Origin of the sequence: Anaeroglomus insulsum (genome assembly GCF_050689095.1) — a bacterium.
In the GTDB taxonomy this organism is placed as follows: domain Bacteria; phylum Planctomycetota; class Phycisphaerae; order Sedimentisphaerales; family Anaerohalosphaeraceae; genus Anaeroglomus; species Anaeroglomus insulsum.
Genome location: NZ_JBOGCL010000014.1, coordinates 1 through 16,706, shown reverse-complemented (window position 1 = coordinate 16,706; position 16,706 = coordinate 1). Strand labels below are relative to the sequence as shown.

General features: G+C 50.7%; 10 protein-coding genes. 9 read left to right on the top strand and 1 reads right to left on the bottom strand.

The features are described 5' to 3' along the window. Positions 1-71 precede the first annotated feature (71 nt). On the top strand, positions 72-1,106 hold the full coding sequence (locus ACQ9LF_RS12015; protein ID WP_462489654.1) for an electron transfer flavoprotein subunit alpha/FixB family protein: 1,035 nt from the start codon (positions 72-74) through the stop codon (positions 1,104-1,106). Positions 1,107-1,137: 31 nt separating this feature from the next. Further along, entirely contained in the window at positions 1,138-2,949 is a 1,812-nt protein-coding gene (locus ACQ9LF_RS12010) for an acyl-CoA dehydrogenase family protein (protein ID WP_462489653.1), read from the top strand. Between the two features lie 286 nt (positions 2,950-3,235). Here ACQ9LF_RS12010 and ACQ9LF_RS12005 read toward each other — a convergent pair whose 3' ends face one another. Further along, positions 3,236-5,380, bottom strand: coding sequence for a LamG-like jellyroll fold domain-containing protein (locus ACQ9LF_RS12005; RefSeq protein WP_462489652.1), 2,145 nt, complete (start codon positions 5,378-5,380; stop codon positions 3,236-3,238). A gap of 652 nt (positions 5,381-6,032) precedes the next feature. Between ACQ9LF_RS12005 and ACQ9LF_RS12000 the strand changes: the two genes are divergently transcribed. From ACQ9LF_RS12000 to ACQ9LF_RS11970, 7 genes are all read left to right on the top strand, one after another. Next, positions 6,033-6,728 carry an HAD family hydrolase gene (locus ACQ9LF_RS12000; RefSeq protein ID WP_462489651.1) on the top strand — a complete coding sequence of 232 codons (696 nt, stop codon included), beginning with the start codon at positions 6,033-6,035 and terminating at the stop codon, positions 6,726-6,728. A gap of 264 nt (positions 6,729-6,992) precedes the next feature. Beyond that, positions 6,993-8,843 carry a DNA primase gene (gene dnaG, locus ACQ9LF_RS11995; protein ID WP_462489650.1) on the top strand — a complete coding sequence of 617 codons (1,851 nt, stop codon included), beginning with the start codon at positions 6,993-6,995 and terminating at the stop codon, positions 8,841-8,843. Between the two features lie 75 nt (positions 8,844-8,918). Beyond that, entirely contained in the window at positions 8,919-10,760 is a 1,842-nt protein-coding gene (gene rpoD / locus ACQ9LF_RS11990) for an RNA polymerase sigma factor RpoD (protein ID WP_462489649.1), read from the top strand. A 134-nt stretch (positions 10,761-10,894) separates the two neighbouring features. Beyond that, the gene (locus tag ACQ9LF_RS11985; RefSeq protein ID WP_462489648.1) at positions 10,895-13,054 is read left to right on the top strand and encodes a S41 family peptidase; all 2,160 of its coding nucleotides are present in this window, start codon (positions 10,895-10,897) and stop codon (positions 13,052-13,054) included. Positions 13,055-13,064: 10 nt separating this feature from the next. Then, entirely contained in the window at positions 13,065-14,153 is a 1,089-nt protein-coding gene (locus tag ACQ9LF_RS11980) for a class II aldolase/adducin family protein (RefSeq protein WP_462489647.1), read from the top strand. Positions 14,154-14,243: 90 nt separating this feature from the next. Further along, entirely contained in the window at positions 14,244-15,257 is a 1,014-nt protein-coding gene (locus ACQ9LF_RS11975; RefSeq protein WP_462489646.1) for a permease, read from the top strand. Between the two features lie 173 nt (positions 15,258-15,430). Next, entirely contained in the window at positions 15,431-16,537 is a 1,107-nt protein-coding gene (locus ACQ9LF_RS11970; RefSeq protein ID WP_462489645.1) for a hypothetical protein, read from the top strand. Positions 16,538-16,706: the final 169 nt, after the last annotated feature.

Genomic DNA, 16,706 nt, shown 5'->3' with positions numbered 1-16,706 from the left:
CATCCAGGCCGACGCAGTGAATAAAAAAGATCAAAACGCCCGACGGGCTGTCTGATATTAAGGAATAGACGATGATTGAAGTCAATAAGCAGGGAGAAGTGTGGGTATTTGCCGAACAGCATCACGGCAAACTTGAGGATACACCGCTGGAGTTGATTAGCAAGGCGCGTGAACTGGCCGATACGCTCAAGGTCAAGCTGGGCGCGGTCTTGCTGGGCGACCGTGTTGGGGAACTGGCCGTCAAACTCGGTCATTTTGGTGTTGACAAGGTTTACCTGGTCGAGCATCCGCTTTTGGCGCATTACCAGACCAGCAGCTACAGTAAAGTCATTGATGACTTGATTCACAAATATAAACCCCAGATTGTGCTGTATGGTGCAACTCCCACGGGCCGGGATTTGGCTCCGCGGATTGCCAGTGCGGTCAAGGCGGGACTGACGGCAGACTGCACGGACCTGCAGATCGGCACCCACGAAATCAAGAAGACCAATGAAGTCTATGACAATCTGCTGTTCCAGATCCGTCCGGCCTTTGGCGGCAATATCATTGCGACGATTATCAATTATGACCGCTGGCCGCAGATGGCGACGGTACGCGAAGGCGTGATGCCGATGCCGGTGGCCGATGGAAACCGCAGGGCTCAGATCGTAACCGAGAAAGTTCAGCTGACCCAGACGGATCTGGCTCTGGAAATTCTGAGCGAACATGTCCAGCAAAAGAAAGTCAACCTGAAGGCCTCTCGCATCATTGTGGCTGGCGGTGCCGGGGTGGGCAGCAAGGACAATTTCAAATTAATCTGGGATCTGGCCCATTGCCTGGGGGGGGCTCCTGGAGCAACCCGAGCTGCCGTCGACCTGGGCTTTATTGACCGGGATCACCAGATTGGTCAGACCGGTACGACCGTTCGCCCCAGCCTGTATGTGGCCATTGGCATCAGTGGAGCGATTCAGCATCAGGCCGGTATGGTGGAAAGCCAGAAAATTATCGCCATCAACAATGACCCATCTGCCCCGATTTTCAACGTGGCGCATTATAAGATTGTCGGCGATCTGAACCAGGTTGTTCCGATGATGATCAAAGCTCTCAAGGAAAAGACGATTAAATAACGCTGACCCGTAGCGGACAAGGAAAATAATTATGGCTAATTTCTTTCGTGATAACGACGATATACAGTTTCTGTTTAAGCATTTGGACCTGGAAACCATAGCTGGCTATTCGGAAGAAGGGTTCAAATACGCCGGCCAGTGTGATTATGCCCCCGCCGATGCCGCCGAAGCCCGGAAAAACTATGAAATGGTGCTGGATGCCCTGGGCCAGGTTAGCGGTGATTTCATTGCTCCCCGCAGCGAGGGAATCGACCGCGAAGGCAACACGCTTAACCCGGATGGCACGGTCAGTTATGCCAAGGGCATTGCCGAGTCGCTGAATGCTCTGGCAAAAATGGATGTGATGGGCTTTACCTTGCCCTATCGATTTGGCGGGCTGAATTTTCCGAATACAATTTACTCCATGGCCATTGAAATTGTCTCGCGAGCTGATGCATCGCTGATGAATATCTTTGGTCTGCAGGGGATTGCCGAAACGATCAATTTCTTTGCCGACGAAGACATCAAAAAGCATTATCTGCCCGATTTTGCCTCCGGCAAGGTGACCGGTGCCATGGTGTTGACTGAGCCGGATGCGGGGTCTGACCTGCAGGCGGTCAAACTCAGAGCTTTCCAGGATGACAACGGCCAATGGTATCTGCATGGCGTCAAGCGTTTCATCACCAACGGCTGCGGCGAAGTGCTTCTGGTGCTGGCTCGCAGTGAAATGGATCGCAGCGGCGGCCTGGGCCTGAGTCTGTTTGTCTGCGACCGCGGGCCGACTGTGCATGTCCGTCGTCTCGAAGACAAGCTGGGCATTCACGGCTCGCCGACCTGCGAATTATTCTTTGACAATACGCCGTGTCGGTTAATTGGCGAACGGCAGCGAGGTCTGGTCACGTATGTGATGAGCCTGATGAACGGTGCCCGTATCGGGATCGCCGGCCAGTCCATGGGGATTGCCGAAGCGGCCTATCGGATCGCCCGTGATTATGCCCACAGTCGCGAACAGTTTGGCGGGCCGATTGAAAAGCTGCCGGCCGTGCGTGACCTGGTGATCAAGATGAAGATGGATATCGAGGCCGGCCGGGCATTGCTCTATGAGACCAGCCGGATTGTGGATTTCGAACTGGGGCTTAGTAAGATTGCCGAAGGCCCCGATGCCGAAAAGAATAAGGATGCGGCCAGGGAAGCCAAACAGCAGCTCAAGAAGATTAAACGTCTGGCGGCAATGCTGACCCCGATGAGCAAGGGCTTCTGCTCTGAGATGTGCAATCGCGTAACCTACGATGCCATTCAAGTACTTGGCGGCAGTGGTTATATGCGGGATTATGCCAGTGAACGGCTGGCTCGCGATGCCCGCATCACGACGATTTACGAAGGCACAACCCAGCTGCAGGTGGTCGCGGCGGTTCGCGGTGTCTGTGCCGGTACGGCCGAAAAATACCTCGAAGAACTGGCCGCGATGCCGTATTGCGATGAAGTCAAAGATCTGATTGCACTGCTGGACGAAGGTCGCAAGACCATGGTTGAATGTGCTGCGTTTGTCAAAGAGCAGGGCGTGGACTATATGGACTTGTATGGTCGGCAGCTGGTGGATATTGCCATGTGGCTGATCATTGGGTATTTATTCTGTGGTCAGGCCTCCAGCCGGGTTGAGTATCTTGCTCCCGTGGCTGACAGCGGTCAGGCCGATGCTATCAAGGCCATCCCGATGACCGACCGCAAAAAGATGCTGGCTCGCCGCTGGATAACTCGCAATGCCCCGATGATTCGGGCATTGGCCGAGGAAATCAAATCCGGCGACCGGTCATCCTTCCGCCAGTATGAAATCCTGGCCGGTCCCATCCCGGAACTGGGATAATGCCCAACGGGCATAATTGTGCCGCGTGAACCAGCTGGTAACTTGACCAAGTAAATAGCCGCGAGCAGGGCACAATAAAACCGCAATCGCAAAAGATTTAAAAAGCCCCCACCCGACAGTGCGGGGCTTTTTTATTGAAACAGGGGTTCGCCAAAGCTCTGGAATGAATACCCGATCTCAGAAATAGGGTAAGATAGTTCAATCGCACATAAAAATTCCGGGTGCCCCTGGGGACACCCGGAATCTGTTCTTGTATCTCAATGACACGACACAAAGGGATTCAATCTTACTTTGCCGGATAGATACGGTCGTCTTCCAGCCATCGTGCGGCCATGCTGGCAAAGTCGTACAAATCCAGCAGGCAGTTGCCGTTGGTATCATAGTTGCCCAGGTCGTAGATGAGCCGGTTGCAGACATAGTCTTTGAGCGTATCTGCCAGATAATCCTGTCCAATCTGGACGGTCGAACGGGCATAGTTGTAAATCATCAATTGATCGAGCTTTCCATTGAAGTATCCATCACCGGCGCCCCATTGACTGCGCCCGATCCAGTTGTTCACAGACGGCCCATAGGAGATCGGATCATTGGTCATGGAAGTACTGGTCGCAGCCAGCTCCCCGTTGATATAAATACGGGCGGTAGTGCCTGTCAGGGTTGCGGCCACATGGGTCCACTGCCCCACTGGAAGTGCCTCAGCGGCTGTAGTAACGGTTTGCTCGGTACCGGTGACCTTAACCGCGAAACGCACAGCATTATTGACGCTTCCGGGATTGACGCACAGGAACATATAGTTGTTCGTGTCGTTGCCGTAGTCCAGGATTCGGTTCCAGTTGGAACCGCCGCTGTTATAAACCCAGGCGCTAATGGTAATGTCCTTATAAGCGCCGGCCCATCCCTGTGAAACCGCCCCATACTGAGTATCGCCATTGTTCGGGTCTGCCGGTGAGGAACGCGGATTATGGAACTTCAATGAAAACGCGTTGCCTGCAATACCCGGAGCCGGCGGTATTCCTGCATCCAGAGACGGCACATCAGGTCCCGTGTCATTGCTCAGCAGTTTCATATCATAGCCGCTGATCAGGTCCGGCGTAACCTTAACACCGTCCACGACATTGACGGTCTCGAAGGGGTACAAATTCATTAAACGCGGAGCCCAGAACCAGCGTGCCGCGGAAGGAGCCGAAGCCTGTGTGCCTGTTGCATTGGGAACACCATTGTAGGCAATGGCATAGACTCGGGCATCATCGGACCCGTCCGCTGCGGCGCCGGTAATAACCAGCGTTTTCGTTGTGGTGCCGGAATAAATACCGCTATCTGTTAGCATGATATCATTGGTTTCTCCGTTTGCAGCGGTATCCGGATTGCCGACTACTTTAAACCAGCGGAAGTTGTTGGCAACATTGGTGGCTGTGATGGTGAAGGATGTATTTCCATTAACCAGCAGCATATGATCCGAAATGGCTGTGATGGCAGGAACAGCATTCGCGGTTTTAAACGACCAGACGGATCCCCAGATGTTGTCAGGACTATCGGTGGGGAAAGGAACACCATTGGGATCCTGCAGGACCATTTGGACCTGCCAATTGTAGGTCGTACCCTGTTTGAGTTTGATCGGAGGGACCAGGTCGGCCAGGGCAAATGACTGCTGCGGATCGGTCAGTGATACCTGCGGAAGGGACTTGATCAAAATCATGTTTGCATCGTTTGGAAGCCCGGATTGCAGGTAGACATTGTGGTGATGAATCGCAGGATTGACCACATTGGCTCCGGTGAGGTCACGACCAGCTTTAAAGCTAAGTACAATATCATTAACGGAATAGACGCCGGGGCTGACCTCAATGGGAGTTCCTGCTGATCCGTCCACATTCTCAGGAGTCACTTGAGGATCATAAGGCAGACCGAGCAGTTCATCATCCTGGCCCAGAGAGGCATCATCAACATAGATTTCGCAGGATGCGGACCCTGGAGCTTCAATGTAAAAGGTTATTTCTGTGGGATCGGAGGGGCAGGTATAGTTGCCTGATACCAGATACCATTGACTATTGTCTGCCTGAACGGTGCCCACATTAATATATCTTGGTGTGGGATTGCCGCCATTTTCCTGCATGGTCAAGGCCACTGTGACTTTTTCGTTGGTGTTGGTTCGAACCCACGCGGATGCCGGATATACCTGTCCGGGAGTGAGTTTACCCACCCAGTTGGTCGTCTGCCAGATGCCATGCCATGTGGCAGATCGGTTGTAGTCGCGGACACAGTAGTTGCCGCTGTGAGGTGTGGGATTGCTGGTGATGACCTGGATAGCACCGGCGCCAAAGCGGGGGCCCCAGCCTTCTGTAGTTCCCGTCTCAAATCCGGGATTGACCAGCAAATTGACAGCAAACAGGGGAGATACAAAACACAAACACATCAGAACAAAACATAGCCTTTTCATTTCTGCTCTCCTTAAAACAAAAAATTATTCAACACTACCCAAGACCAGTACGCCTGACCTTGCTAATGGCATTTTTTGTTTTAGTCCGTGCTGTGCAATCGTGATGCTTGAATCATTACAAAACCGCGCTTACCGATTTCCCAATACTAACCTGGTAAAAAAGTACCGGCGGATAAAAACCCAAAAAAGCTCGGTAGCCAACCGACGAATCGTGTAATATCCATGGTTTGAGCATCAGAAATGTGATGTGAATCCAGGCTGGTGTCTGAATTAGGCCAATCCGCCCCGCAGCCATTAGAAAAAATGGTTACAAGCAGCGCAAGCACACTCGGCCCTCTCCAGCGTGCGATTGGCTGTATTGTAAACAAAAATTGACCTCTTAAACGTTTACAATACATAAGTTTCTCCTAAAGATATTATTAATTTACTAAATTTGCTGTCTTGAAGTCAAGAAAAATCTATCCGGCGTCCTGTTGTCCTGAAAAATGTAGATTTGCGGATGATACAGGACATAGCAAGGCTGGATTTGCCACTATTTTGGCGGGGCAGATTGATTCAATTTTGACAAAGAAGACTGGCAAAGCAAAATAATTATTTTATACTGTCGATGTAATCAAGACCAAACGAACACAAAAATTAGGGTGAAAATCTCATGCTTAAGGCGGTAATATTCGATTTTGATGGGGTGGTGGCGGATTCCGAGCGGCTCCATTACAAGGCCTTAAACCAGGTCTTTGCGGCAAAAGGGGTTCATGTCCCTGAACAGGTACATTGGCAGAAGTATCTGGGGTATACCGATCTGGAAAATGTGCTGGCGGTGAATGACGATTATAAAATGAACTGGTCGTCACAGGAGATTCAGCAGATTATCGAGCTGAAAACGGCTCAATTTCACGCCTTGGCTCGGACTGAAGCCCCCATTATCGATGGTGTTGAGGAATTTGTCGAAATGCTGTCCGATCACGGCTACCCGCTGGCGATCTGTTCAGGGGCGATGCGGGAGGATATCCGTATTATGCTGGAACATAGCGGTTTTGCCAGTGCCTTTAGTGTGATGGTAACCGCTGAAGACGTCGAAAAAGGCAAACCCGACCCGCAAGGTTATCTTTTGGCCCTAAAAAGGCTCAATGAGAAGGTGGGCCGCAAGATTGAAGCCTCCAGCTGTATTGTTATTGAGGATTCTCATTGGGGTTTGCAGGCTGCTGCAGCAGCTGGAATGCGGCGAATTGCTGTAACCAATACCTATCCCCGAGAGCATCTTGCCCAATTTGCGGATTTTGTTATCGACCGACTCGACAAATTGGCTATTTCGGATCTAAAAAAAATATGTAATTCCAATGGACTGTAGGCCCTCAAGTGTTTGCAACCTTACAGGGTCTGATAATCTATTTGTATATATGGCTAAGTGTCCATTATAACAAAAAAATAGTTTTTTTAATATCAAAATCCCATTTTGTTCTCAAAAATTTGACTTTTTGACTTTTTCATCTATACTATAATATCTGCCTCTTTTATTCATTCGGAGCAAATGAAATCCAAAAGCCGGGTGAAAGAAGGGCTTTGGTAATGTGATGGGCTTTGTTTCCAACAATCGGCCCCGAATCAGGATGCCATGGATAGATTTCGAGCCAAGGGAACGGGTTTGCCGATGCAGTTTGATGCCAGTCTAATCAGCCGGATACAGCAGGCCAATGATATCGTTGACGTGATATCGGAACATTTGAGCCTGACCAAAAAGGGCAAAGAATGGGTGGGTCTGTGTCCATTCCATACCGACCATAAGCCGAGTCTGTATGTTAATCCGGCCAAACAGATATTTAAATGCTTTGCGTGCGGGGCGGGCGGGGATGTTCTGAAGTTTGTGCAAATGAAAGAAAACCTTTCGTTTACGCAAACCCTGGAGCGGCTCGCTCAGCGGGCCGGAATTCGCTTGGAACGCCCCAACAGTCTTTCGCAGGGAGCAACGACTGTGTCGGCAATCGATGCGAATCGACTGGCAAAATTGAATGAGTGGGCTGGGAAATTGTGGATTAAGAATCTCTGGGATGAACAAAAGGGCATTCAGGCTCGAAGTTATCTGGAACAGAGAAAAATCAGTCAAGCCACGGCAAAAGTCTGGCAGTTGGGCCTGGCGGTCGATAGCTGGGATGATTTGGCCCAAAAGGCCTTGTCGTCCAGGATCAGTGAGCAAATTTTAGTCGATGCGGGACTTGTTGTACGACGTGAAAACGGCGGTTGTTATGACAAGTTCCGGAATCGTTTGATGTTTCCAATACACGACGTAACAGGTCGTGTAATTGCTTTTGGCGGACGGACACTGGCCAATGACCCGGCCAAGTATATGAATTCTCCGTCCACAGTGCTATTTGACAAGAGTCATTCGCTGTTTGGGCTGGACAAGGCCCGCCAGGCCATCTCTGAAAGCGAGACGGCGGTGATTGTGGAAGGCTATACTGATGTCATTATGGCCCATCAGTATGGCGTCTGTAATGTGGTGGCGGCTTTGGGGACCAGTTTTACGACTGGTCATGCCCGGATTTTGCGTCGGTACGGCAAGCGTGTCATTTTAGTTTTTGACAGTGATGTGGCAGGGATGTCGGCAGCGGAGCGTGCGCTGGAAGTCTGCCTGGCTGAGAAGCTGGACTTGCGTCTGGCTTTTGTTCCGGAAGGCAAGGATCCCTGCGATTTTCTCATTGCTGCGGGTGCGGATGCCTTCAGGCAGGTTTTAGATAAAGCCGTCGATGTGATGGAATACGCATGGAAGGGTTTGTCTGAAAATCTTGCCGGGGACAGGGCCTTGACAGAAAAATCGCAGAGGATTGAAAAATTTCTGGCCACGATAGCATCCGCCATGGTTGCCGGCCATGTTGACAGCATCAGCCGGGCGGTTTTGACTGCCCGACTCAGTGAAATGATTGGCATTTCGCAGAGTCGAATTGACAGTGAACTGGCCAGGCTGGTTCGGCGCAAGCAAAAAGGTCCTGATGCTCAGGCCCAGCCGATGGTGTCCGCGACCAACCAGGAGCTGCTGCAAAGCGATATTTTTGTTCAATCGCAGTCGGAAATCATTGAAGTGCTTTTGCGGCAGCCCGATCTGTTTGGCCGGATTCAGGGACGCGTTAGCCCGGATCTGTTTGAGGGGCATCTTCGGACTATCGCCCAGGCGTTGTTTGCACTGCTTGAAGCAGGGCATGAGCCGTCCCTGACGATGCTTCTGGGACAGATTGAACAGGTGCAAGCGGCCCAGGCATTAATGCGTCTGGATGAGCTGGCTGGACAAAAAGGCGATTTCGCACGGCGTTTAAATGATGCTGTCGAAACGTTTGAGTACTGTTTGATGCGCCGGCAGACCCAGGATATCAGTAAAACGCTCAGTGATGATGATGTGGAATCACTTGAAAAAATAAATCAGATGCTTTTGCAGAGAAAGGATAATCTCAGAAGCCCGGGAGTTCGAAAATAAGGCAGCCTACCGGTGCATGGACGTGTTTTGTGTCGGCGTGGTGCTGCATCAGTAATCGTAAGGTAATAACGGAATATGTCGGAAAAGAAGAAGAAAAACGAGAGTAACACCCCAACACCTGTGAAAAAGGAACTGGCCGGAGAGCCGGAGATGGATATTGACGACAAAGATTATGCCTCAGAGCCCAATCCGCTGGATACCCCCTTACTCAGTGGTGCGGACCCTTTTGAAACGGACGAAACCGCCCGTCAGAGAGTGGACCAGGCGATTCAGTCCATTATCGAAAAGGGCAAAAAGAAGGGCTTCCTGACCTATGAGGAGCTCAACGATGATTTGCCTGATGAGGTGATCAGTCCCAATCAATTGGACAGCCTGCTGATGACGCTGGATGAAATGGGCGTTCAGCTACTGGATGAAGCCAACGTCAAAAAGGCTCCTGAAGAAGAGGAATTCGAAGAGCCTGTTCAGATTGGCCCGGAAGACGAGATTGCTGTCGAAGACCTGACCCTCGAAGAAGAGCTGGCCGAGACCGAAGGACGCAAGATCGATGACCCCGTGCGGATGTATCTGACGCAGATGGGCGAAATACCGCTGCTGACGCGCGATCAGGAAATCAGCCTGGCCAAGAAGATTGAATTGACGCGAATGGCCTTCCGCCGCAAGGTGCTGGAATGCGATTATTGTGCGCGGACTGCTGTTGAAATCCTCCAGCAGGTGGATGAAGGGGCGTTGCCGTTTGATCGGACGATGAAGATGGGATCCAGCGAAATGCCCGTCCGGACGACGCTGAAAAACCGGATGCCGATGAATCTGGCGACTGTAACCAAATTGCTGGATAAAAACAGCATGTATTTTGAGCAGTCTGTTACGGCCAAGACGATTGAAGAAGCCCGCCAGCCGCTCAAGCAGATGCATCGCAATCGCCGCAAAATTGCCACGCTGCTGGAAGAACTGGGCCTGCGGACCAGCCGCATTCAGCCGATGATGAAGAAACTGCAGAGTATTCAGCAGAAGATGCACCAATTGGAACAGGTGATTCAGGCCGGCCCCGGCAGAGACTACACTGTCGAGGACATCGATGCGATGCGGCAGGAATTGATGGGGCTTCAGGAACTGGTATTGGAGACGCCTCGGTTGCTGGATAAACGCCTGCGAGCAATTGAAGCGGTATTCAGTCAGTACGAGCAGGCCAAGCGGGAGTTGTCCGGCGGCAACCTGCGACTGGTTGTGTCCATTGCCAAGAAATATCGCAACCGCGGTCTGAGTTTTCTGGATATTATTCAGGAAGGCAATACCGGCCTGATGCGTGCGGTTGATAAGTATGAATATCGCCGCGGCTATAAATTCAGTACCTATGCGACCTGGTGGATTCGCCAGGCGATTACCCGTGCCATTGCCGACCATGCCCGGACGATTCGTATTCCGGTACACATGATCGAGACGATGAGCAAGTTGCGTACTGTCAGTAAAAACCTGATGCAGGAACTGGGCCGGGAGGCGACGCTGGAAGAAATTGCTGAAGCGGCCGGAATGAGTCTGGCCGAGACCCGTCGCGTGATGAAAATCAGCAAGCATCCGTTCAGTCTGGATCGGCCCATCGGCGAAAGCGAAGACAGTTATTTCGGCGACTTCATCGAAGATGAACGCGCCGAGTCGCCCGTGCAGTCGGCCACCCAGGAAATGCTTAAGGAACGCATCGATCAGGTGCTCAAAACCCTGACCTACCGGGAACGCGAAATCATCAAGCTGCGTTATGGTATCGGCGACGGCTATACCTACACGCTGGAAGAAGTCGGGCGAATCTTTAAGGTCACCCGTGAGCGTGTCCGCCAGGTGGAAGCCAAGGCCATCCGCAAGCTTCAGCATCCCGTCCGGGCACGGAAGCTGGAAGGCTTTTTGGACCATAAATCTGTATAGCAAATGGAGTTAAAGCAAACCCCGCCTCACCAGAGTGAGACGGGGTTTGTTGTTGCGTGGACAGGTATTTTTTTCTCGAAATTTAGTTACAAGGCCTGTATAGTGTCGTTTCTTTAGATAATGAGAAATGGACAATGAAGAATCATAAACTATATTATACAGGTATTATATCGATAGCATTGCTGGCAGGTCTTTGCGGTTGGAGTTGGGCAGCCGGGGATTTGCCTGCCCGTCCGTCCGAACCCATTGCCTCGATATGTCTCCAAATCGAACAGGGGCGATTTGAACAGGCACAAAAAGCCATCCAGGCGATTTCACCCGTCACGCCGGAGAGTGAATGGCTGGCCAGGATGATTGATGATTATCTTAACCTCCAGAAAGAATTAGCCAGCCAGAGACAATCTGTTTATCAAACCCAGACTCGGCAGTTGTTCGAGCTGCTGGAGCGTACCGATCCCAATCGCAGTGATAAAGAGGTACTGGATCGGTTATTAAAGGCATATGAATATGCCGCGGATGACACTCAAAAAAAAGAGCTTCTGGGTCATCAAAAGATTCAATCATTTTTGGATGGCATTCGTGAGAAAAGCCGGGCTTTTTATGAACAGGGGAAACTGATTGAAGCCATGCAGGGCTATGCCTATTTGCAAATTTTTGAACCGAACGATATTTTTCTTTCGCAAGTTGCCGAAGAAGCCGAATCTTTCAGGATTGTATCAGGCGGGATAAAGAAAAGTATTTGTCGCGACATCAGCCGCTTTGACACCATTCGCCCCGACATCTTTTTGGAGGTGGTAAAAACCCTGGACGGCGGTTATGTAACGCCTCCGGATTATGGGCAGATGGCCCGAAAAGCCCTGCTGCGATGTCTGATGCTGGGGCAGGTCTTTCGCGAAAGCAATACGGAGTATATGTTTTCAGCCGATTCCAAACAGGTGGATGACTGGATGCTTGAAATCGAATTGCTGATGGAACAGTACCGGGAGAAGACAACGCCTGTGACGCGCGAGCAGTTCGAAACGACCTTTCAATCGGTTTTGACGCATAATCAAAATACGCTGAAGCTGCCTCCGGGGGTCATTGTGGAGCAATTTGCAGATGCCGCGCTGGGAGCCCTGGATCCTTATACCGATATTGTCTGGCCGGATAAGGTGGCGGATTTTGAAAAGGAGCTGACCGGCAAGTTCTCCGGCGTGGGGATTCAATTGGCCCGGGATGAGAAATATATCAAAGCTGTCAGCATTATTCCGGATTCACCGGCATGGAAATCCGATATTCTTGCCGGGGATCTGATTATCGCGGTTAACGGGCAAAGCACCCAGGGTGTCCCGGTCGATTGTGTGGTCAAGCAGATTTCCGGCCCAAAGGATTCCCAGGTGACACTGACCATTCAGCGGGGGCAGGAGCAGCCCCGGGATATTCAACTGACACGAGGCGACATCGTCGTGCCGTCAGTGCAGGGAACCGTGCGGAGCAACGGGGATACGGCCGGAAATCAATGGGATTATCTGTTGAACGCAGACCTGGGTATTGGCTATATCCAGGTGCAAAGCTTCACCGAAGGCATTTCCAAGAAGACGCTGGATATTCTGACTCAGCTTGAACAGAAAAAGCTGCATGGATTGATACTGGATTTGCGAGGTGACGGCGGGGGGCTGCTCAATGAAGCAGCGGAGTTAGCGGGCTTGTTTCTCGATGAGGGAGCCATCGTGGCCAGTCGAAACCGCAAGGGACAGACAGCACTCTGGTCGGCCAAGGGACAGGGCAAAGGGCGTCAATACCCCGTCGTTATTCTGATGGATTCGGGCACTGCCAGTGCTGCTGAGATTGTCGCCGGGGCGCTGGGGTGCAAGTTATATGATCGGGCCATTCTGGTGGGAACACGCAGCTACGGCAAAGGCTCTGTTCAGGAGATTGTTCAGGGCAAGTGGGAGGGTTGCGAATTAAAATACACCACGGCATTTTATTATCTGCCGGATGGAAGCCCGGTCAAAAACCGGTATCAGGCCGAGCGTGAAAATCGGACCGACTGGGGAATTACGCCGGCTGTGGAGGTGGAATTAAAAAGCGGTGAGATTAAATCGCTGCTGGAGTTTCGGCGAAAACTGGGCGAAAAGGCCGGACCGGATTTCCAGCATGGAGATTTATTTGCGGCAGACCCGCAGCTTTCGGCGGCAGTGACGGTGCTAAAGGCACGTATGCTGCGTCAGGGACGAATCAGTCTGCCTGCGGCGGGTTCCTCTGCGGCCTCTGCCCAGTCGACGACTCAGATGTCAGACCCCAATCAGAAATAAAGACGAATGGATGGAACAATCACTTCGTGAATTGATACACATTTCACGCACACTCGGCTCAGACCGGAAACTGGTCTGGAAGGGCGGCGGCAACATTTCCATTAAAACCAACAAGGGGGAGATGTTGATCAAAGCCAGTGGTTCAGAGCTGGGCAGGATGACGCGAACCCGAGGCTGGCGAAAAGTGGATGTTGCCAAAGTCAAGGTGCTGCTGACTCATCTGCTTCAATCAAAAACAACATCTGCCAGGATCACCCAAGGCCTGCTGGCGTGCTGTTGTGATGGATTGAATTCCACCGCGATGCCTTCCATCGAAACTTTTTTTCATGCTTTACTGGGACGATGTGTTGTTCACCTGCACCCCGTTTACCTGCTGCCGTATCTGTGTTCACAGGCAGGAAAAGAGTTGCTTCAGGCAGCTCTTGGCTGGCTGTATGCGTTCCAATGGATTCCCTTCCGCGGACTGGGAGTCGTCACTGCCGGCCAAATTCAACGGCATCTTCGATCAGGGCGATTAGATCATCAAGCCCCCACCTTGGTATTGCTGTCTAATCATGGCCTGATTGTCAGTTGTGATTCAGCCGAACAAGCCCGACAAGTGGTTGGTACTGTCATTCAGCTGTGCCGAAAAAATCTGCCTGTGTTGAAGCCCGCGTGTTTGCCTCAACGCAACCAGTTGTCCATAGCCTCTGCCAGGATATGTGACAGCCTGGGCGTGCAGAGTGCTTCGATGGTTGTCAAGCCGATTTCAGGAAATCGGATACATACCCCCGATGGTTTATCGCCCCAAAGAGAATGGTTCAAGGGAATCATTACTCCGGAAGAAATTACGTATCTGGCCGGCGGCATCGTGTGGATTGAGCAGCCGGACAGGACAGTAATTCAGAAGGCAATCACCCGGCATCAAAATAAAACAGGCCGGACACCGATGGCTTTTTATGTGAATCAACAGGGTCTTGTTCTGGCAGCAGACAAAAAGCATCTCTCTTTATATCAAGAGGTTTTTTTGTTTTATCTGCAAATTCGCGGCTGGGCAATGCGGATGAATGGGCTTAAGCCGCTGCCTGCGAAATATTTAACGCCTGAAGGGATGATTTAAAGCAAGGATGTCCCCGCAGGGCATCTGAACAGGGGATGGATTTTCAGCGTATAATATCCTGATAAAATTGTATGTTTACAGCTGAATAATATGTGGGAATCGATCCAATTAGTATTGAGTAATTTCTGGGCGACGCTGACTCAAATGTCGCCTTATTTGTTATTTGGTTTTCTGGTGGCCGGAATCATGAGTGTTTTTGTTTCCTCTGCGACTGTTGAACGTCATCTTGGCTCAAAAGGATTCTGGTCGATTTTGAAAGCCTCGCTGTTCGGCGTGCCCATGCCGTTGTGTTCCTGCGGCGTAATCCCTGTGTCGATGTCACTGTATAAAAACGGTGCCAGCAAAGGGGCGACCGTTTCCTTTCTCATTTCGACTCCTCAAACCGGCTTGGATAACATTTTTATCGTCTATAGTTTGCTGGGGCCGATCTTTGCGATTTTCAGTCCCATCGTGGCCATGCTCAGCGGCCTTTTTGGCGGAACCGTAGTGAGTCTGTTTGACCGCCATGAGAGACATTCAAGTCAGCTTGTATCCGGCAGCGGAGAAAAGCAGGCGAAGAAAGGAAATCCCGTCTTCAAAGCATTACGCTATGCCTTGTTTGTGCTCCCTGCTGACATCGGCAAAGCCATGCTGGTGGGGTTGGTAATCGCGGCTGTGATTTCCATTCTGGTGCCGGATGATTTCTTTTCCACCTATTTGGCTTTTGGTGGCGGAATCCTGGCGATGATTCTGATGATGTTGATTGGAATTCCGATGTATGTCTGTTCCGCTGCCTCGGTTCCGATTGCAGCTGCATTGATTGCCAAAGGGCTTAATCCGGGGGCGGCGATGGTCTTTTTGATGACCGGCCCGGCGACCAATGCCGCGGCCTTTACAACATTATGGTCGGTATTGGGCAAAAAGACTGCCGTACTATATCTGGTATCTGTTGTAATTGCGTCCTTTACTGCCGGATTTTTGATTGATCTGTTCTTCCGCAGCGTCCCCCAAGAGACTATCTGTGCACACAGTGCTATGTTTCCCGCCTGGTTTGGCAACCTTTGTGCTGTTTTGCTTCTGCTGGTTCTTGGCAGGGCAATTATCATTAAAAGCCTTAAAAAGTAAACAGTTGTACGTTGGACATTATAAAAATATATATTACGAAATAGATTATCCAATATTAGGCAAACAGGATAATAATCTTGACAAAAACAGGGGTAATTTGATATAATTCATTTTATATGAGGGGTATTTGTTTTCCAGCACAGGAGCATTCTGCTTAGTGAAAGGATTTTACAATGTTAAAGCGAGTTTGTTTGTCTTTATTTAGTTTAATACTGGTATTTGCCGGCATTGCTTTGGGTGTGCCTGTCATTTTGAATGAATACAACGCAGTCGATGATGCTGAATATTTAGGGGGTGGAACAGCCTTGGTTGATGAAGCCGGCGGAAGAGCTTCTGATATCTATTTCGGCAGAGTGGCTGGCAATGGCGGAGACTGGTTTGAATTAGTGGTCATTACGGATCATCTGGATATGCGGTATTGGAAATTCGACATTTATACCGATGGTTTGCTTGATGAAACACTCGACTTGACCGGCCACAGCATCTGGTCCGACCTGCGAAGCGGAACCATCATTACGGTCTCCGAAAATGTTCCCAGTGATATCAGTTATAATCCCGCAGCGGGTGATTGGTGGATCAATGTTCAGGCTAATAATGAATCCGATGGATTATATATTGAGGCCTCCAGTTTTCCTGTCAACAGCAGCAATTGGCAGCTTCGTATCCGAAATGCCTCCGGTGTTATTGTCTATGGTCCTGCAGGTGAAGGAGTCAGTCCCGCATCCGGAATTGGCAGCAATGAAGTTTTTAAACTGGAAGCGACACCTTCGGCAGCAACCACAGCTAATTCTGCAGATTATGATGGTGCCAAAAATCTGAGCACATTCGGTGCTCCCAATCAATGGGGAATACAAAACCTGGAAACCCTGCGCAAAATAGCTCCCGGCACGTCATCGCTGACATTGCTTTCTCCCAACGGAATGGAAATGCTTAAGGCTGGTACTGTTCAGACGATTACCTGGAGTTCCACCGGTACGATTGATGCAGTATTGATTGAGTTTTCGATTGACAACGGCCTGTCCTGGTCACAGGTTTATCCTGCTAATGTTGGCAACAGCGGTTCTTACGCATGGCTTGTGCCTCTGATTGATGCGCAGCAGTGCCGCATCAGAGTATCCAATATGGCCAATCCCGGTGTTTACGATATCAGCAATGCCGCATTTGCAGTGTACCAATGTGCCCTGGATGGGGATGTCACGGGGGATTGCATTGTGGATATGAATGATCTGGCCCAGATGGCGGCTGCATGGCTGGAATGTGCCAATCCTGTTTGTCCTTAACCGGGCTGTAACAAAGTAACGACCGGGACTATGTACTGACAAAAAGGAATACTAACCCTCTGATACATCAGGACTGCATACAAACAGCCCGATAGCCGGGCTGACTGTAAAATACAAAATCTAATTAGGCTGACGAGGGGTCAGGTAGGTAGAAGCCATTTCATAACCT

Excerpts from the sequence above, each read along its gene's own strand:
- ACQ9LF_RS12015 (WP_462489654.1), top strand. The coding sequence starts at position 72 with ATGATTGAAGTCAATAAGCAGGGAGAAGTGTGGGTATTTGCCGAACAG.
- ACQ9LF_RS12010 (WP_462489653.1), top strand. The coding sequence starts at position 1,138 with ATGGCTAATTTCTTTCGTGATAACGACGATATACAGTTTCTGTTTAAG.
- ACQ9LF_RS12005 (WP_462489652.1), bottom strand. The coding sequence starts at position 5,380 with ATGAAAAGGCTATGTTTTGTTCTGATGTGTTTGTGTTTTGTATCTCCC.
- ACQ9LF_RS12000 (WP_462489651.1), top strand. The coding sequence starts at position 6,033 with ATGCTTAAGGCGGTAATATTCGATTTTGATGGGGTGGTGGCGGATTCC.
- dnaG (WP_462489650.1), top strand. The coding sequence starts at position 6,993 with ATGGATAGATTTCGAGCCAAGGGAACGGGTTTGCCGATGCAGTTTGAT.
- rpoD (WP_462489649.1), top strand. The coding sequence starts at position 8,919 with ATGTCGGAAAAGAAGAAGAAAAACGAGAGTAACACCCCAACACCTGTG.
- ACQ9LF_RS11985 (WP_462489648.1), top strand. The coding sequence starts at position 10,895 with ATGAAGAATCATAAACTATATTATACAGGTATTATATCGATAGCATTG.
- ACQ9LF_RS11980 (WP_462489647.1), top strand. The coding sequence starts at position 13,065 with ATGGAACAATCACTTCGTGAATTGATACACATTTCACGCACACTCGGC.
- ACQ9LF_RS11975 (WP_462489646.1), top strand. The coding sequence starts at position 14,244 with ATGTGGGAATCGATCCAATTAGTATTGAGTAATTTCTGGGCGACGCTG.
- ACQ9LF_RS11970 (WP_462489645.1), top strand. The coding sequence starts at position 15,431 with ATGTTAAAGCGAGTTTGTTTGTCTTTATTTAGTTTAATACTGGTATTT.